General features: G+C 66.0%; 15 protein-coding genes. 8 read left to right on the forward strand and 7 right to left on the reverse strand.

The annotated features are described in order from the left end of the window. Positions 1 to 79: 79 nt before the first annotated feature. The 6 genes from LQG66_RS16350 to LQG66_RS16375 all read left to right on the forward strand — a co-directional run bounded on the left by LQG66_RS16350 (position 80) and on the right by LQG66_RS16375 (position 9,150). Positions 80 to 970 (forward strand): ABC transporter substrate-binding protein, encoded by an 891-nt coding sequence (locus LQG66_RS16350; RefSeq protein WP_231327225.1) that lies wholly within the window; start codon positions 80 to 82, stop codon positions 968 to 970. Between the two features lie 337 nt (positions 971 to 1,307). Further along, on the forward strand, positions 1,308 to 2,930 hold the full coding sequence (locus tag LQG66_RS16355) for an amino acid ABC transporter permease/ATP-binding protein (protein ID WP_231327226.1): 1,623 nt from the start codon (positions 1,308 to 1,310) through the stop codon (positions 2,928 to 2,930). 58 nt (positions 2,931 to 2,988) lie between these two features. Then, complete coding sequence (locus LQG66_RS16360) at positions 2,989 to 4,230, forward strand: acetamidase/formamidase family protein (protein ID WP_231327227.1); 1,242 nt, start codon at positions 2,989 to 2,991, stop codon at positions 4,228 to 4,230. Between the two features lie 290 nt (positions 4,231 to 4,520). Then, positions 4,521 to 6,857, forward strand: a complete 2,337-nt coding sequence (locus tag LQG66_RS16365; RefSeq protein ID WP_231327228.1) for an acetamidase/formamidase family protein — start codon at positions 4,521 to 4,523, stop codon at positions 6,855 to 6,857. Between the two features lie 173 nt (positions 6,858 to 7,030). Then, positions 7,031 to 7,414, forward strand: coding sequence for a RidA family protein (locus tag LQG66_RS16370; protein WP_231327229.1), 384 nt, complete (start codon positions 7,031 to 7,033; stop codon positions 7,412 to 7,414). Between the two features lie 140 nt (positions 7,415 to 7,554). Continuing rightward, on the forward strand, positions 7,555 to 9,150 hold the full coding sequence (locus tag LQG66_RS16375) for a gamma-glutamyltransferase family protein (RefSeq protein WP_231327230.1): 1,596 nt from the start codon (positions 7,555 to 7,557) through the stop codon (positions 9,148 to 9,150). Between the two features lie 79 nt (positions 9,151 to 9,229). Here LQG66_RS16375 and LQG66_RS16380 read toward each other — a convergent pair whose 3' ends face one another. Further along, the gene (locus LQG66_RS16380; RefSeq protein ID WP_231327231.1) at positions 9,230 to 10,183 is read right to left on the reverse strand and encodes a threonine/serine dehydratase; all 954 of its coding nucleotides are present in this window, start codon (positions 10,181 to 10,183) and stop codon (positions 9,230 to 9,232) included. Positions 10,184 to 10,243: 60 nt separating this feature from the next. Between LQG66_RS16380 and LQG66_RS16385 the strand changes: the two genes are divergently transcribed. Continuing rightward, the gene (locus LQG66_RS16385) at positions 10,244 to 10,546 is read left to right on the forward strand and encodes an ArsR/SmtB family transcription factor (protein ID WP_231327232.1); all 303 of its coding nucleotides are present in this window, start codon (positions 10,244 to 10,246) and stop codon (positions 10,544 to 10,546) included. A 56-nt stretch (positions 10,547 to 10,602) separates the two neighbouring features. Here the strand turns inward: LQG66_RS16385 and LQG66_RS16390 are convergent, their stop codons facing one another. The 4 genes from LQG66_RS16390 to kynU all read right to left on the reverse strand — a co-directional run bounded on the left by LQG66_RS16390 (position 10,603) and on the right by kynU (position 14,877). After that, positions 10,603 to 11,727: a hypothetical protein gene (locus LQG66_RS16390; protein WP_231327233.1), complete on the reverse strand. Its 1,125-nt coding sequence runs from the start codon at positions 11,725 to 11,727 to the stop codon at positions 10,603 to 10,605. 121 nt (positions 11,728 to 11,848) lie between these two features. Next, the gene (locus LQG66_RS16395; protein WP_231327234.1) at positions 11,849 to 12,673 is read right to left on the reverse strand and encodes an alpha/beta hydrolase; all 825 of its coding nucleotides are present in this window, start codon (positions 12,671 to 12,673) and stop codon (positions 11,849 to 11,851) included. Between the two features lie 174 nt (positions 12,674 to 12,847). Then, positions 12,848 to 13,687: a tryptophan 2,3-dioxygenase gene (kynA, locus tag LQG66_RS16400; protein ID WP_231327235.1), complete on the reverse strand. Its 840-nt coding sequence runs from the start codon at positions 13,685 to 13,687 to the stop codon at positions 12,848 to 12,850. Continuing rightward, positions 13,684 to 14,877 (reverse strand): kynureninase, encoded by a 1,194-nt coding sequence (kynU, locus tag LQG66_RS16405; RefSeq protein ID WP_231327236.1) that lies wholly within the window; start codon positions 14,875 to 14,877, stop codon positions 13,684 to 13,686. The genes kynA and kynU overlap by 4 nt, the downstream gene beginning before the upstream one ends. A gap of 245 nt (positions 14,878 to 15,122) precedes the next feature. Between kynU and LQG66_RS16410 the strand changes: the two genes are divergently transcribed. Continuing rightward, positions 15,123 to 15,530, forward strand: coding sequence for a DUF4864 domain-containing protein (locus LQG66_RS16410; protein WP_231327237.1), 408 nt, complete (start codon positions 15,123 to 15,125; stop codon positions 15,528 to 15,530). Between the two features lie 6 nt (positions 15,531 to 15,536). Here the strand turns inward: LQG66_RS16410 and LQG66_RS16415 are convergent, their stop codons facing one another. Both LQG66_RS16415 and LQG66_RS16420 read right to left on the reverse strand, forming a co-directional pair. After that, positions 15,537 to 16,844: a TAXI family TRAP transporter solute-binding subunit gene (locus LQG66_RS16415; RefSeq protein WP_231327238.1), complete on the reverse strand. Its 1,308-nt coding sequence runs from the start codon at positions 16,842 to 16,844 to the stop codon at positions 15,537 to 15,539. Between the two features lie 316 nt (positions 16,845 to 17,160). Further along, positions 17,161 to 18,399, reverse strand: coding sequence for an MFS transporter (locus LQG66_RS16420; RefSeq protein ID WP_231327817.1), 1,239 nt, complete (start codon positions 18,397 to 18,399; stop codon positions 17,161 to 17,163). Positions 18,400 to 18,515: the final 116 nt, after the last annotated feature.

Here is an 18,515-nt window from a genome sequence, read left to right on the forward strand (position 1 = left end):
CCTTCGAGCTTGGACCGGAGCGACGGCACCAATGCACCGCCGGACCAGCGCGACATCACCGTTCGAAGGAGCTGGCAACATGCAGACGAGGCTATTCACTGGAGCGCGGCGCGCGTGGCTTGCCGCGCTCGGCGCCGTCATCGTGGCAGGACTTCTCGCCCCCATCGATGCGCACGCCGCGACACCCGCGGGCTGCGCGGCTTTGAAAGAGAAATACCCGGACTGGAGCGGCAAGACGCTCGTCAACGCCATCAACCCGCACACCCCGGGCTATGAAGCGATCGACCCGAAGGACCCGAGCAAATATGTCGGCTTCGACATCGACCTGGGAGAGGCGATCGGCGACTGCCTCGGCTTCAAGCTGACCTACAAGCCGGTGACGTTCGCAGCACTCTTGACCACGCTGGCGAGTGGCCAGGCCGACATCGTCATCTCCGACATCTACGCCACCAAGGAGCGCGCCAAGGCCGCCGACTTCATCACCTATTCCAAGGTGTTCGACGGCGTGCTGGTCGCCAAGGGCAATCCGAAGGGCATCACCGGCATCAACACGACGATGTGCGGCGCGGCGGCCGCCGAGAACACCGGCTATGTCGAGGTGCCGCTGATCCAGGACCTCGCGCCGAAGTGCAAGGCCGAAGGCAAGCCGGAGCCGACCCTGCAGCTCTACGACAACAACGCCAACTGCATCCAGGCGATCCTCGCCGGCCGCGCCGACACCTATGTCAACGACGTCAACACGGTGGACCAGGCGGTGAAGGCCTATCCGGACAAGCTGGAGAAGGCGATTGCCGTGACGATCCCGTATTCGGTCGGCATCGCCGTGCCGAAGGACAAGCCGAAATTCCGCGACGCCGTGCTGGCCGCCCTGATCGAGGTGCAGAAGGCCGGCATCCACCAGGAGCTGTTGAAGAAGTGGGAGCTCGACCCGGCGAACTTCAAGGAGCCGGATATTCTGACGGCGGACTAAGCGCGCACGTTTCGTTTGACTCGACGCTGTATCCGCAAAGGCACTGCACTCCCTCTCCCCGTTCTTGCGGGGAGAGGGCTGGGATGAGGGGCAGCCGCACGGGAAGTGTCTGCGGTTAGACCTGTACCCCCTCACCCGGATTGCATCTGGCGATGCAATCCGACCTCTCCCCGCAGGCGGGGAGAGTTGAGCACTGCCTTCGCCGCGCGCCATGAGTTCAATCTCGTAGGGTGGGCAAAGCGCAGCGTGCCCACCATCGCTCCTCCGGAACGCCGCGGTGGGGACGGCGCTCTGCGCCTTTGCCCACCCTACGGCACTCATCAGGCTCTGATCACCGATGTCCCTCTTCCTGCACTATCTCAGCATGCCGTATCTGCTGCAGGGCATCGAGCTGACCCTGCAGGTCACCGCGCTCGGCCTGATCGGCGGACTACTCCTCGGCCTGATCCTCGCTTCGATGCAGCTCAGCCGGTTCTGGCTGCTGGCGGCGATCGCGCGCGGCTACACCGTGATCTTCCGCGGCACGCCGCTGATCCTGCAGATGGTGTTCGCCTACGACGCGCTGCCGCATATCGGCATCAAGCTGCCGGCGGTGCTGGCAGCCGGCCTCGCGCTTGCCTGCAACGAGGCGCCGTTCATCGCCGAGATGCTGCGCTCCGGCGTGCGGGGCGTCGATCGCGGCCAGCTGCTGGCAGGCCAGGCGCTCGGCATGACGCCGGGCGTCTTGATGCGCCGGATCATCGCGCCGCAGGCAATCCGCACCATGATCCCGGCGTTCGGCAACGAGGCCGTCGGCGCGCTGAAGAACTCCTCGCTCGCCTCCGTCATCGCCGTGCAGGAACTGACGCTGCGCTCGACGCAGCTGGCGTCCTCCACCTTCGACTTCTTCTCGATCTTCTTCGCGTCCGGCCTGCTCTATCTGGTGCTGACCGGCGCCATCAGCGCCATCCAGCTCGCGCTGGAATGGCTGCTCGACCTCGACCGCAGCAGCAGCAAGCGCAAGCTCGCGGATTATCTCCCTTGGCGCCGCGTCGATCTGGCCACCAACCTAGCTCTGGCCGCGAAGGCACCAGCCGAGATCACACTACCCGAGCCGGCCGAGCTGAAGGACACGCCGCCGCTCGCGCTCACCGTCGAGGATCGCGCCCGGCGCGCCGCCACCATCGCCCGCAACAATATCGCGGTCGAGGTCAAGGAGCTGCGCAAGGCCTATGACGGCAACACCGTGCTCGACGGGCTCGATCTCACCGTGCGCATCGGCGAGGTGATCGCGCTGCTCGGTCCCTCCGGCTCCGGCAAGAGCACGCTGCTCCGCTGCATCAATCACCTGGAGAACTGGGATTCCGGCGAGATCCGCGTCGGCGGTCGTCGTCTCGGCTTCGACGAGAAGGGGCGCAAGCTGACGCCGCGCGCGATCGCCAATGAGCGCGCCAATGTCGGCGTCGGCATGGTGTTCCAGCAGTTCAACCTGTTCGCGCATCTGACCGCGAAGGAGAACGTCGCCGGTCCGTTGCGCTGGGTGCACGGCCTGGGCCGCTTCGAGGCCGAGCGCCGCGCCGCAGAATTGCTCGACCGCGTCGGCCTCTCTCATCGCGCCAATGCGCTGCCGCGGCATCTCTCCGGCGGCCAGCAGCAGCGCGTCGCCATCGCCCGCGCGCTGGCGCCGAATCCGAGCGTGCTGCTGCTCGACGAGCCGACCTCGGCGCTCGATCCCGAACTCGTGGGCGAGGTGCTGGAGGTGATCCGCCGCCTCGCCATCGACGACGGTCTCACCATGATCATCTCGACGCATCAGATTCGCTTCGCCGACGAGGTCGCCGATCGCGTCGCCTTCCTCAATGGCGGCGTCATCCTCGAACAAGGCCCGGCACACGAAGTGCTGTCCAATCCGCGTCATCCGCTGACGGCGCGCTTCCTCTCGGTGATGGATGCCGAGCGCCCGAAGGACGCCGTCGCATGAGCTCATCCTCCACGTCAACATCAACGATCTCGCGTCCGATCTTTCATGAGGCTCTCGCATGAAACACCATCTGCTGCCGGTGTCCCCGAAGACCATCCACTGGGGCTATTTCTCCAAGGTGGTGACGCCGGCGCTCACTTTGCGCTCCGGCGACCGCGCCACGATCGAGACGCTGACGCATCATGCCAATGACGACTATGAGCGCATGATCAAGGACGATCCCGGCGCCGAGAGCGTGTTCAAATGGACCAGAGAGCACAAGGCGGTGGCGCGGCGCGGCGCGGGACCGACCGAAGGGCCGTTCATCCGCGGCTCCGGTGAAGGCGTCGGCGTGCATCTGCTCACCGGCCCGGTCGCGATCGAAGGCGCCGAGCCCGGCGACGTGCTCGAGGTGCGCATCCTCGACATCAAGCCGCGGCCGAGCCAGTGCGGCTGCCATGCCGGCAAATGCTTCGGCTCCAACGCCGCGGCCAATTGGGGCTTCCACTATCACGACCTGATCGAGGAGCCGAAGCCGCGCGAGGTCATCACCATCTTCGAGCTGGACACCTCGGGCGAGCCGTTCGCGAAGGCGGTCTACAATTATGTCTGGACGCCGCAGACCGACCCCGACGGCATCGTGCATGCGACGATCGATTATCCCGGCGTGCCGGTCGATCACGGTACGATCAAGAAGCGCGAGAACATCCTGCCCGGTATCAAGGTGCCGGCCCGGCTGCATTTCGGCACCATGGGGCTCGCGCCCTCCGAGGCGGACTACGTCTCCTCGATTCCGCCGAGCTATACCGGCGGCAACATCGACGACTGGCGCATCGGCAAGGGCGCGCGGATGTACTATCCGGTCGCCGTGCCCGGCGCCTATTTCTCTGTCGGCGATCCCCATGCCGCGCAAGGCGACAGCGAGCTCGGCGGCACCGCGATCGAAACGTCGCTGACCGGCGACTTCGAGTTCATCCTTCACAAGAAGAGCGACCTCGGCGGCACGCCGCTCGAAGGCCTCACCCATCCGCTGCTCGAGACCGACCAGGCCTGGTCGGTGTATGGCTTCACCTATCCGAACTATCTCGCCGAGCTCGGCGCCAACGCGCAGACCGAAATCGCCAACCATTCCAGCCTCGACCGCGCCATGCGCGACGCGTTCCGCAAGCTCAGGCGCTTCCTGATGACCGTGCATCATCTGAGCGAGGATGAGGCGATCTCACTGCTGTCGGTCGGTGCTGATTTCGGCGTTACCCAGGTGGTCGACGCCAATTGGGGCGTCCACGGCACGATCCGGAAGAACGTGTTCCGGTGTGATTGATTTCGGTGGCGACACGAGCTCTGGCGGCGCAGACGGTGCACTCCCTCCCCCCGCTTGCGGGGGAGGGCTGGGGTGGGGGTGCCCCAAGCGACACCGCCGCCGTGGACCCCCACCCCTAACCCCTCCCCGCAAGGGGGAGGGGAACAGACCGCGCATGTGGCGACAGCACCGACGACAATAAGCTTGGGAGCAGACGACTGACCAACGCCGACACACGGCTGCAGAAACGACAGACCGTGAAGCTCATCTGGCACGGGGGTTGCTTCGAATTCCCGGACCCAGGTCGTGCCATGAGTTTCCGTCCGTTCACCAGCGAATCCTATGCCCAGGACGAGCGCCCCGAAGCGTGGCGCGACGTGCTGAACGCGGTCGGGCTGCAGCCGGCTGCGAAAACATCCTTCTATGACGGCCACGCCACCGCCTCGCATCGCCATGCGCCCGGCATCGCGCTGTCGCGGCTGTCGGCCGGCTCGCAGGTCGTGGCTGCGGTTCCGCAGACACATGAGGACCTGCCGATTGCGCTGCTCGCGATCGAGGACGGCGCCGTGCTTCGCAGCGGCGAAAGCCACCGCATCGTGCCCGCAGGGCATCTGATGTTGCTGCCGCGCACTGGCGACTGGAGCATCGCGTTCCAGCGCGACCTGCGCGCGATCGTGCTGACCGTGACGACGGACGCCCTGCATGGCCGCATCAGCGGCAAGCCCAAATTCGCCAAGCCGCAGGTGGTCGCGCCGAGCGGGCTCGCGGACGTGGTGTGCCGCACGATCGAGGCCACCGCGCGCGCGCTCGCGACGCTGAGCGATGCCGAATGGAGCACGGTCGCGCAGAGCCTGGTCGATCTCCTGCTGACACTCGCGCATCAGCAGGCCGCACCAGCGTCCGACACCGGCAGCAGCGCGACCCAGGCCGCCATCCTGCACCGGATCTGCCAGACGATCGAGCGGCGGCTCGACGAGGCCGAACTGACACCGGCGCGCGTGGCTGCGGCCGAAGGCATCTCCGAGCGCTATCTGCAGAAGCTGTTCGAGAGCGTCGGCGATAATTTCAGTCATTACGTCAAGGAACGACGGCTGCAGCGGGCCTGGACCGACCTGTCCAATCCGGCCGAGGCCAATCATTCGATCTCCGAGATCGCCTATCGCTACGGCTTCGCCGACTCGGCGCATTTCAGCCGCAGCTTTCGCGCCCGCTTCGGCCTGTCGCCGCGCGAGTTCCGGCAGCAGAAGGCCGAACAGGCGGTGACCTCGGCCGCACCGCGCGGCCAGCGCGGCTGGCCGCAGGATGCGCTGGCGCAGCAGCGCGCATGCCAGACCTCAGCAGCCGCCAAGACCGATAACGCGCTTCCTGCGCCGGCCAACGACCACGACGCGCAGCAGCGCCATCATCACCACCTCGCGGTGTCGGCTGAGCGCGTGCATTGGGGCTATTTCAGTCGCTCGCTGCCTGCGCAGATCGAAATCGCATCCGGGGACACGATCACAGTGGAGACGCTGACCCAGCATGCCTCCGATGATCCCGAGCTGATGATCGCAGGCGATGCCGCTGCGCTCAGCGTGTTCGGCTGGACCAAGGCGAAGAAGAACGTCGATCGCCGCGGCGCAGGCCCAATGGACGCCAGCGTGTTCGGCCGCGGCGCCGGCGAAGGCTTTGGCGTGCACATCTGCACCGGCCCCGTCGCGGTGAAGGACGCGCAGCCCGGCGACGTGCTCGAGGTGCGCATCCTCGACATCGTGCCGCGGCCAAGCAAGAGCAGGACACATGAAGGCCGCGTGTTCGGCTCCAGCGTCGCGGCGTGGTGGGGCTATCACTACAACGAGCTGATCGCCGCGCCGCAGCCGCGCGAGGCGGTGACGATCTACGAGATCTTTGCCGATGGCGCGGAGCCGCATGCGCGCGCGCTCTATTCCTATCGCTGGGAGCCGCAGACCGATCCCGCCGGAATCGTCCATACGACCTACGACTATCCCGGCGTGCCGGTGGCGCCTGACAGCATCAAGCGCCGCCACGGCGTGCTCGACAACATCCGCATTCCCCTGCGGCCACATTTCGGCGTGATCGCTGTCGCCCCGCGCGAGGCCGATTTCGTCGATTCGATTCCGCCGTCCTATTTCGGCGGCAATCTCGACAATTGGCGGCTGGGCAAGGGCGCGACCGTGTATCTCCCCGTCTCCGTTCCCGGCGCGCTGCTGTCGGTCGGCGACCCCCACGCCACACAGGGCGACGGCGAGCTCGGCGGCACCGCGATCGAATGCTCGATGACCGGCACGTTCCAGGTCATCCTCCACAAGAAGACGCAGCTCGCCGGACAACCTTTCGCCGATCTCTCTTACCCGCTCATCGAAACCGAGACCGACTGGGTGCTGACCGGCTTCAGCCATCCGAACTACCTCGCCGAGTTCGGCGCGCAGGGCCAGAGCGAGGTCTACGCGACCTCCTCGCTCGACCTCGCGATGAAGGACGCGTTCCGCAAGATGCGGCGCTTCCTGATGCACATCAAAGGCCTGACCGAAGACGAGGCGATCGCTTTGATGTCGGCCGCCGTCGACTTCGGCGTGACGCAAGTGGTCGACGGCAATTGGGGCGTCCACGCCATCCTGAGCAAGCGGCTGTTCGAGGATGGGAGCTGAGTTCGCGTCAAATCATGGGGTGGGCAAAGGCGCGCCCGCGACGCTGCTGCATCAGAGATGATGTATCCCGCGCCAGGCCCACCGCGGTGCATCCGCTAACAATGGTGGGCACGCGGCGCCCACAGCGCCGCTTTGCCCACCCTACGCGTTCATTCATGCAAGAGGACACCACCATGCAGTTTCACATGATTTCCGGCGCGACCAAGCCGGTGGCGCCGTTCAGTCACGCGGTGGAGACCGACGGCTTCGTGTTCGTCACCGGTCAGATGCCGGATTCACCGGAAGCGCCGGGTGTGCTGCCGGACGGCATCGTGGAACAGACGAAGGCGGTGATGCAGAACTTGAAGTACATCCTCCAAGGTCTCAACCTCGGCCTCGAACATATTGTGATGTCTCGGATTTACCTGACCGAGTTTAGGCGGGATTATGCGGCAATGAATGAAGCGTACCGTTCATTCTTCCCGCCGGACCGGCTGCCGGCCCGCACCTGCGTCGGGGTCACCGGCCTCGCCTACGACGCGCTGATCGAGATCGATCTGGTCTGCCGAAGACCATAGTACCCATTGGTAAACATCTTCTCAACGCGGCGCCCCGTCATTCGATCCGGGCTGGGGAGCCCCACGCTGTTGCCGATTGCGTGGCTTCGTGCGGCCGTGTCAATTCGCCTGACAAATGAGGCGGATCTTCGGGGAGTGCCATGCCGAACCAGTTTTCCAATCGTCAGCAGATCCGCAAGCCGGCGGTGACCAGCAAGGGCGGCATCGTCGCGGCGCAGTCGCGGCGTGCGGCTGAAGTCGGCGCCGAGGTGCTGGCGGCCGGCGGCGACTGCGTTGATGCCGTGGTCGCGACCGGCTTTGCGCTCGGCGTGCTCGAGCCCTGGATGAGCGGCCTCGGCGGCGGCGGCGCCATGGTGCTGTACCGCGCCAAGGAAAATCGTGTCGAGGTGATCGACTACGGCATGCGCGCGCCCAACAGCCTGCGCGTGGAAGACTATCCGCTGGCCAATGACGGCAGCGTCGCCGCCGACATCTTCCCGTGGGCGCGCGTCAAGGACGACCGCAATCTGCACGGCCCTGGATCGATCGCGGTGCCCGGCGTCGTCGCCGGCATGGAGGCTGTACATCGCCGTTACGCACGGCTACCGTGGCAGGATCTCGTCAAGCCGAGCGTCGCGCTCGCCGCCGAAGGCCTGCTGGTCGACTGGTGGACCACCGTGATGATCTCGAGCTGCGCCGCCGACCTGCGCCGCTATCCCGGCAGCACTTCTGCCTATCTGAAGGACGGCCTGCCGCCGAACCCGCAATGGGGGGCCAAGGCGGTGGTGCGGCTGCCGCAGCAGCAGTTGAAGGCGACCTTGTCGCATCTCGCTCATGCCGGCGCGCGCGACTTCTACCAGGGCGACATCGCCCGCTCGCTCACCCGCGACATCCAGGCCGCCGGCGGCGCGCTCACCGTCGAGGATCTCACCGCCTTCCAGGCCCATGTCCGCGATCCCCTGCGCATTCCCTATCGCGGCGGCACCGTGTTTGCGACACCCGAGCTGACCGCCGGTTCGACGCTCGCGCATGCCCTGCGGCTGATGCAGGCGAGCCTGAACGCCGCGACGACGGCACCGGACGCCGCCGCCTATGTCGCCTATGCCGAGGCGCTGCAGGCGGCCTATCGCGAGCGGCTCAACGGCATGGGCGATGCCGCCGGCAAGCGTTCGCTCGGTGCCGAATATCTGGCGCCGGCCTGCACCACGCATTATTCGGTGGTCGACAGCGACGGCAACATGGCCGCGGTGACACAGACCCTGTTGTCGAGCTTCGGCTCGAAATTCCAAGCGCCGCAGAGCGGCATCATGATGAACAACGGCATCATGTGGTTCGATCCGACACCCGGCACGACCAACTCGCTGGCGCCCGGCAAGCGCTGCCTCACCAACTACACGCCCGTTCTGGCCCAGGCCGCGGATGGACGGCACCTCGCGCTCGGCGCCTCCGGCGGCCGCCGCATCCTGCCCGCGGTGGCGCAGATGCTGTCCTTCGTGATGGATTACGGCATGGACCTCGACACCGCGATCCATTGCCCACGCATCGATGCCAGCGAGGGCGACATCGTCGGCGCCGACACGCGACTGCCCGCTGAGGTGATGACGGCGCTGACTGCGAAGTTCGAGACCGTGCCGGCGCCGGTGCAGACCATGCCGATGAAGTTCGCCTGCCCCAGCATCGTCATGCGCGATGGCGATGTGAACAGCGGCGCGACCGAGATCTTCCATGCGTGGGGAGATGCGGTGGCAGAGGGGTGATCAACAGGAGCGCCGTCATTGCAAGGCGCAGCGGCACCGAAAACTCCGGCGGCCCCGTCGCTCGACATGCAATGACGGTTCAGTTATCGAAATTCACCGCCGTGGTGTTGGCACCGCACACCAGAACCGCAAGGCGCTCGGACGGCGCAGGGCGATAGGCGCCAGACAGCAGCGCTGCGAATGCCGCCGCGCCGCCCGGCTCGGTGACGATACGCAACGCCGTCCACAATGCACGCTGAGCCGCGCGGATGGCATCGTCACTGACGATGGCAACGTCGGGCGCAGCGAAACGCTGCACGATCGGAAACACCCGCGCGCCGATCTGGCGCGGCGCAAGACTGTCGGCGGCAACGCCACCAGCCGGCGCATCGACCGGACGCCCTGCCGCCAGGGCGTCGCGCAGGGTCGGCGCACTCTCGGGCTCCACCGCCACGACCTTGACGCGTCCCTCGTACCACGCGGCAATGCCGCCGATCAGCCCGCCGCCGCCGACCGCGACCAGCAGCGTGTCGATGTCAGGTGCGTCGCGCTCGATCTCCAACCCGACCGTCCCCTGCCCCAGCATGGTCTCGGATTGGTCGAAGGCATGAATTGGCAGCGCGCCGGTGGCCGCGACATGCCTTTCGCTCGCCGCCAGCGCATCGGCATAGCGATCGCCGCCAACATGGATCTCAGCGCCGCAGCGCCGGATGAGGTCGATCTTCGAGGGCGAGGCAATCCTCGGCACGAAAATCGCGGCCTTGCGGCCAAGACGTTGCGCCGCGAGCGCCATCGCGACACCGTGATTGCCGCCCGACGCAGCCGCCACACCGGCCTCAGGCACATCGCGGGTCAGGAGATTTGCAAACGCTCCACGCGCCTTGAACGAGCCGCCGTGCTGCATGAACTCGAGCTTCAGTCGCAACGAACAAGACGGCAGTCCGACATCGCCGCCATCAACCATCATCAGCGGCGTGTGCCGGATATGAGACCTGATGAGCTCATAGGTCGCGGCGATCCGCTGCCGCGTCACTGCTGTGGATCTCTCCGACATGCGGCACCTCTCTCGTCTGTGCCATCTTGACATGAATTAGCCATTTGGCAAAGTAACAAAATGACTCCAGACCGCGTGTTCCGTGCGCTGGCCAACGACAAGCGGCTCCAGATCCTGGACTGGCTGCGCGATCCGACGCGGCATTTTCCACCGCAGAGTGATGGCGACCTGGTCCGGGATGGGGTCTGCGGGCTTTTCATTGCCGACAAGCTCGGCGTGTCAGCACCGACGCTGAGCGAGCACATGCGGGTGCTTTCCGCCGCCGGCCTCATCAAGGCCAAGCGTGCCAAGGGCTGGACATTCTACAAGCGCGACGAGCAAGGCTTGAAGGCGGCCCGGCGGCTGCTCAGCGATACGCTATAGGAATCGTGCGAAACTCGGCGAGCGCCAGGGATTATGGTGAAGCACGCCGGCAAGCGTCATCTTGTCCACGGCGACGGCGCAGCGATTTCTGGAAGCCTTTGCTGAACGAAAGCTCGCATGCGGGAACGGGAAGCGGCAACGTTCAGAACAACGATCAAGAGTCCCAGCAATCCGCCGACGAGGAAACCCAGCAAGGACGATGTTTGGCCTCCGGCCGCGGCGAGAGGAGGACCGAACAAGCCGGCTCCGACCACGACAAACGCTAGGGAGCTCGTCGGCGCGAGGCAGATATCCCATCCGATGACGGCACGAGTCGTTGCGTCGACGTGCAGTCTGCCAACGACCAGGGGAATTTGAAACAGGATCAATCCTCGTGGCCGCAGCCAGATCACGTCACGCAGCTCGTCCCAATAGACGACGCAAGTGCTGAGTGTGACGCGCTTCCCTGCCTGCAGGTCTGAACGAAGAACGAAGCGATCTTGCTCGCGGGCGATCCGCAGGAATTTTCCGAGATACAGCGGGTAGAGTGCAGCGATCGCGACAAGGTCAAGGAGGGCGGTGCCGAAGAGTAGCGGCGTCAACCAGGATGGAATATCCACCGGGTTCGAAGCCGAGGACGGACGATCGGGAGCCTGCCGTAGAATGGGGTTTCCGACCTGCTTCGTTACAGGTCCGGCAAAGCCACGAATTTCAAGGCGCAAGATCACGTTGCCGGACGGATCGTAGCAGATACGGACATAGGCATCGGGCGTAAGCGGTCCGCCCCGCGCCGCCGTCATGTTGAACCCTTCGTTCATGTCCGTGTCCGAATATTTGAACGTCGTGCCCGATACCGTGAAGGATTCGCTTGGGTGTCGACCTGATGGCACCGGCGTGAACTGTTCGACGAGGCCCTCGACGACCCGGCATTCGCCGCTCATTGCCAACCTGTGATGGCGGTAGTACTGGGCAAAGGTCAGCGCGAAGGCGCCGGCGGTCCAAAGGATCGCAAACACCACCGGACCGTAGCGCGACACGTTCGATTTCGGGAGGTACGGAATCCTCATCGCCTGCAGCAAAGAAGGAACCGCTGCGAAGAACCCCGTCGCAATGACGAGAGTTAGACCGGTCGCAGTAATCCACCAGGCCATGAAGCCGGCATCGAGCACATCGAAGACTTTTACAAACTGATCAGGATTCATCAGCCTCAAGCTCACTCTTGATCAGCGGTGTCCGCGATTGCAAAGCTCAGCGCCAATCGCTCGAGGCGCTGCCTGCTCCCCTGGCACCATCTTCGCAACCTGCGGCGCGGCCGCCTCGTCCCTACCCGACCAGCGCTGCGACCAGCGCACTCTCCGGATCAGCCAGATCGTCGATCACGTCGAAATGGTGCCGGTCCGGCGCCTCGACATAGACCGTCGCGGCGCCGAGGCCGGTCCAGATGTTGGCGAGCAATTGGGCCTGGCGGCGGAATTCGTTGCGCTCGGCGCCGCCGACCCAGGCGGTGACCCGTGCGCCATCGATCGGCGCCAGCAGCGCCGGGCTCTCGCTCGCGGCCGTCGCGTCGTCGATGCGCAAGGTGTCGTTCATCGCGGTCCGCTGCAGCGGGCGCAGATCGTGCAGGCCGGAGATCGAGACTACGCTCGTGATGCGCGCCTGCCGCTCGGAGGCCAGCGGCGCGCCGCGGCAGATCATGCGGCTGACGAGATGGCCGCCGGCGGAATGGCCGGTCAGCGCCACGGGGCCATCGGCCTCGTCCATCGCGCGCGCGATCGCCTGCGCCACGTCGGCCGAGATGTCGGCGATGCCGACCTCGGGGCACAGCCGGTAGGAGGGCATCGCCACCGCATGGCCCCGCGCGACGGCGCCTTGCGCCAGATGCGACCAGAAGCTCTTGTCGAGCCGCATCCAGTAGCCGCCATGCACGAACACGACGAGCCCCTTCGGCTTGCCCTCAGGGAGAAACAGGTCGAGGCGCTGACGGTCGTGCGCACCATAGGCGATATCGAGCATGGCGCGGCCCTGCCCGGCCAATTCAGCACGATAGGCTTCCGCGGGCGCAACCCACAGGCCCGGCCAACGCTCACCGCCGGCGATGTTCGGGCCGTTGGCATAGGCGTTGTCCCAGTCCTTGACAGCATAGAGCATGAAGATCTCCTCATCGAATGATTAGCGCGACATCACAGCCCAACGGCTATCGCATATGACAATCTGAGTTTTTCGCGAGTCTGTCTCCACGTCGTCATGGCCGGGACGGAGCCCGGCCATGACTGTGCGGAGGGAGCCGAACTCAAGCTTGGACATCATATGCGATCGCCCTGCTCACAGCCCGGTGCGCAGCTTCCAGAGTTCGGGGAACAGCACGATCTCCAGCATCTTGCGCAGGTAGTTGACGCCGCTGGTGCCGCCGGTGCCGGTCTTGAAGCCGATGATACGCTCCACAGTGGTAACGTGGTTGAAGCGCCAGCGCCGGAAGTAATCCTCGAAGTCGACAAGCTTCTCGGCGAGCTCGTACAACTCCCAATGGCGCTGCGGATCGCGATAGACGCTGGTCCAGGCCGCCACCACCTCCGCGCTCTCGCTGCGCGTGCCGCGCCAGTCCGTGCGCTGCCCGTCGGCACCGGTGAAGAAGCCGCGCCGTGCCAAGAGCCGCAGCGCTTCGTCGTAGAGGCTGGGTCTCGCCAGGATCGCCTCCAGCTCGGCGGTCAGCTCGGGATGATGCGCATGCGGCCGCAGCATCGCGAGATTGCGATTGCCGAGCAGGAATTCGATCGAGCGATACTGGAACGACTGGAAGCCGGAGGACTCGCCGAGCTTGTCGCGGAATAGCGTGTACTCGCTGGGGGTCATCGTGCGCAGCACGTCCCAGGCGCCGTTGAGCTGCTCGAAGATGCGCGACACCCGCGCCAGCATCTTGAATGCCGGCTGCACGTCGTCCCTGGCGATCGCAGCCATCGCGGCCTTGATCTCGTGGATCGCGAGCTTCATCCACAGCTCGGAGGTCTGGTGCTGGATGATGAACAGCAGCTCGTCATGGGCCGACGACAGCGGCGCCTGCGCGTCGAGCAGGCGGTCCAGCATCAGATAGTCGCCATAGGACATCCGTCCCTTGAAGTTCATCCGCGCGCCTTCGGTGGCGGGATCGTAGGGACCGCTGGTCACGTCACGAGCTCCTTCTGGCGATAGTCGGGCCGGTCCCACAGCTTCTTGACGAGGACCTCCTCGAGAATGTCGACGGCGCCGCGCACCTCGGCCTCGCCGAGATAGAGCGGCGTGAAGCCGAAGCGCAATGCGTCGGGCGCGCGGAAATCGCCGATCACGCCACGCGCGATCAGCGCGCGCATGATGGCATAGCCGTCGGGATGGCGGAACGACACCTGGCTGCCGCGCCGGGAGGGATCACGTGGCGAAGCCAGGGTCAGCGAGGGACAGCGCCTCTCGACCTCGGCGATGAACAGCTCCGACAGCGCGATCGAGGCTGCGCGCACGTCCTGCATCGACACGCCCTCCCAGGCGTCGAGCGCCGCATCGAGCGCGGCCAGCGCGATGATCGGCGGCGTGCCGATGCGCATGCGCTCGATGCCACCGCCGGGGCGATAGTCGAGATCGAAGGCGAACGGCGCCTCGTGGCCCATCCAGCCCGACAGCGCCGGCGGCGCGATATCGGCATGGCGGGGTGCGACATAGATGAAGGCCGGCGCGCCGGGCCCGCCATTGAGATATTTGTAGGTGCAGCCGACCGCGAAGTCGGCATCCGCGCCGGCGAGATCGACCGGCACGGCGCCGGCGGAATGCGCGAGGTCCCATATCGCGAGCGCGCCGGCAGCGTGCGCCTTCGCGGTCAAAGCTTTCATGTCGTGCATGCGCCCGGTGCGATAGTCCACCTCGGTCAGCATCAGCACGGCGACGCCGTCGTCGATGGCGGCCTCGACGGCCTCCGGCTCGACCACCTTCAGCGTGGCGCGGTCGCCGAGCATGCGGACCAGGCCCTGCGCCATGTAGAGATCGGAGGGGAAGTTGCCGCTGTCCGACAGGATCACGCGACGGCTGGGATTGAGCGACAGCGCCGCGGCGAGCGCCTGATACACCTTGATCGAGAGCGTGTCGCCCATCACGACCGTGCCGGGCGCAGCACCAATCAGATGTGCCACGCGGTCGCCGACACGACGCGGCTGTGTCATCCAGCCGGCGCTGTTCCAGCCGCGGATCAGCTCGGTGCCCCATTCGGCCTCGATCATGTGCGCGACGCGGGCGGGCACCGCTGAAGGCAGAGCGCCGAGCGAATTGCCGTCGAGATAGATCACGCCTTTGGGGATCGTGAAGAGTGAGCGCGTCCTGGAAAAATCGGTCATGCTGGCCCTGTCCGGTTCGCGGCTCCTGTTCGCGGCTCCTGAATGCATGATTCGCGCCGGGTTAGGCCAGATCAAGCCGGACACGCCGTCCACCCGTGCATGGCTGGCCCGCCGGCGCGGCGCCGCATCAGCCGGCGGAGCGGCAAAAAGTCGACACAGATGGCCCGCATGGCTCGCGGCGGAGATGACCGGAGGCCTGCGGCATGCAAGGATCGATGATTCCCAGTATCCGCGGAGTGCGCCCGATGCGCATCATACTGCCGTTCGTCTTTGTTCTCCTGCTGCTGACGCATCCTGCCGGTGCAGGCGACGAGGCCGCCGCCGCGCAGAACGTGATCCGCGCGCAGGAGCAGGCCTTTGCCCGCGACGACGGCGCGACGGCCTACGCGCAGGCCGCGCCGGCGGTCCAGGCGATGTTCCCGAGCGTCGAGATCTTCATGGCGATGGTCAAGACCGGCTACGCGCCGGTCTATCGTCACCGCCGCTTCGATTTCGGACCGTTACAGGCCGAGGACGGCACCATCGCCCAGCGTGTGCACATCGTCGACGCCGACGGCGAGGCCTGGGAAGCGCTCTATACGCTGCAGGTGCAGCCCGACGGCAGCCTCAAGATCACCGGCTGCTCGCTGCTCAAGACCGGGCAGTCGGTTTGAGTCCCGTCATCGTTGCGTTGGCGTCGGCGGACCGCCATGCTGCTGACGCCATTGCAGGAATTGGCGAAACAGCGCGCTGCGCTCGGCGGGATCGTTCGACAGCTGCCCGCCGCTCTGGCGCACGAAGGCCTCGAACTGCACCTGCTGCGCATCGGCGACCTGCGGCCGCGGCACCATGCTGCGCGCGATGAGCCAATCGTCCGCAGCCTTGAAGCGCTTCCAGCCGGGGATGGCGGCGACGATGCTCGACTCCCGCCATTTGGGATGGCGCGGCGGCTTCATGAACTCGTCATAGTTGGCGAAGAACGCATCGACGAAGCGCGCCACCTTGCGATAGCGCTCGGTATTCTCGGGCCAGTTGTAGCTGACGAGCAGCATGCTGATCGCCACCGTCTCGATCGTCTCGCCGGGCTGCAGCAGGTTCGGATATTCCTCCGACGACAGCGTGGTCGGTAGATAGAGATCCTGCAGCCGGCGGTCGTAGGGGATCGTCACCAGATGCAAAGCGCGGTTGTCGTTCCTGATGTTGCGCGCCAGTTGGAAGATCTTGCCGGTGGAGACAATGTAGGCGTCGGCCTCGCCGTCGATCAGCTTCTGGATCGATTTCGCGTCATCGCTCGCGTAATCGAATGAGGCAGCCAGATTCAGCCGGTTGAAGATCACGCGCGCCGAATAGAAGCCGACGTCGGTCGGCGCGATGATGCGCTTGCCGTTGAGGTCGAAGATCGAGCGGATCGAGGATCGCGCGATGATGTGGATCTCGTTGTGATAGAGCCGCGCGATGTAGCGCAGCTGCGAGGTGATGTCCGGGATGCCGTATTGCAGCCGATAGAACTCGGGCACGTCGGCGGCGACCGCGCCCATGTCGATGGTCTTCAGGAACAGGATGTCGGAGACGTTGCGCACCGGTCCTTTGCCGAGCACGGGCAGCACGCGGATGTTCGACTGGTCGTCCAGCACGCGGGCCATGTCCGAGCCGAACACCGAGGTCGCGCCGCCGGCCGGCGCCGTGATGATCGTGACCGTGCCTTCGTTGACGTCGTTCGGGTTCGGCAGTCGCCACACGTCCGGCCCGCTGCCGGGGGCCGGCGACAGCGACGCCGGCAGGCCCGCGGGCCGGGGCGGAGCCGGGATCACCGGCGCGGCGTTCGGACGCGCGGGAGCCGGCGACACCGGCACGATGATCGAGCGGGTCGCCGCCGGGCGCGGCGGCTGGATCTGGGGCAATAATTGTGCGGACGCATGGCTGGTCACGAGACCCGCTGCGAGCGCGGCGAGCACCAGCTGCGAGGCAACCTTGGAAACGATGGACATAGCGCAACGGCCTCCTGCACCATCGCGATGCCGCCGCAGCGATCTCGACCGGTCCGGAGCTTTCACCTCATCGCCTCTTTGCTTCAGGCAAGCGACGGGCGACCGCGGCCTCGGCTGAGACCTCGCGACAAATCCACTTCGCGATGCGAATCGCGCGGGCCAAAACGGCCCTCGTCAACTTCGATCGAGATCATAGTTGCGTGATCGGATTCGATGGATTTGCGGCGCTGGACGGGATTTTGTATGACAGGGTGCATATAATGCCAGGCGTGGAAGCGATCTGCAGCCGGTGTGGCTGCCGCGCAACGCCGCCCGCTCAGGCCGCCAGCCGGTGTCGCCGCCGCGCCAGGATCAGCAGCGTGACCACGATGGCGATGTTGAGCGCATTCCAGCCGAGCCCGTTGGCGAACGCCGCCGCATAGGAGCCGGTGGCATCGAAGATGACCCCCGACACCCAGCCACCGAACGACATGCCGAACACCGAGGCGAAGATGATGATACCGACCCGGGTGGCGGCCTCGCGCGCCGGCATCGCCTCGCGCACGATGATCGCATAGCTCGGCACGATGCCGCCCTGGAACAGGCCGAACATCGCCGAGATCAGATAGAGCGAGCTCAGGCTGTCGAAGAACAGGTAGAACAGCAGCGCGAAGCCCTGCGCCAGCGAGCCGATCAGCAGCGTCCGCATGCCGCCGATCCGATCGGCGAGATAGCCGGAGCCGATGCGGCTGACGATGCCGAACGCCATCATCAGCGACAGCATCTGGGCGCCGCGGGCGACGCCATAGCCGAGGTCGCCGCAATAGGCGACGATGTGGACCTGCGGCATCGCCATCGCCACGCAGCAGGCGATCGCGGCGACGCTGAGCAGCACGGTCAGCGCATTGGTGGAGATCGGCAGATCGAGCTGCGGCGGCGCGGCCCGGGTGTGATCATGGGCGCCGGCGCCGTCCATGCGGGCGCGCAGGATCAGCAGCAGCGCGCTCATCGCCACCGCGCAGAAGATCCCGAGCGCGACATGGGTCGCGCGCCAGCCGATCTGCTGCACGCCCCAATTCACCAGCGGCGGCCACACCGTGCCGGCGACGTAGTTGCCGGAGGCGACGATGGTGACGGCGAGCCCGCGATAGCGCTCGAACCAGTGCGAGGCCTCCGCCATCAGCGGCGCGAAGGTCACGGACGAGCCGAGCCCGATCAGGAAATACACCGCCTGGAACTGCCACAGCGTCATCGACGCGCCGGCGAGCAGATAGGCCACGGCGGTGCAGGCGATGCTCAAGGCCATCGCGGTGACGATGCCGAACCGGTCGGTGATGCGGCCGACGATGACGCCGCCGAGGCCGAAGCCGAACATGGTCAGGGTATAAGCCAGCGACACCGCGCCCCGGCTGGCGGCAAACTCGGCCTGCACGGTCGGCAGCACGACGACGACGGTCCACATCCCCGCGCCGCCGATGGAACCGATCGCGAGCGCAAGCACCAGCCGCGCCCAAGCCTGGCGCGAATCTGGCGTGAAGTGAGGCGCTTCCTCGAATCTTGTATGGGGTCCGTGCACGATGGCCGCAACTTCGTTGCCACGTTGCATCAGGTCAAGCCACATTGCTGCGGCATTGGCCATGCAGAAGCAGCGCAACAGATGCGATCCCGCCGGCACGCCGGATATCCGCTGCT

Source organism: Bradyrhizobium ontarionense (assembly GCF_021088345.1).
Classification (GTDB): Bacteria; Pseudomonadota; Alphaproteobacteria; order Rhizobiales; family Xanthobacteraceae; genus Bradyrhizobium; species Bradyrhizobium ontarionense.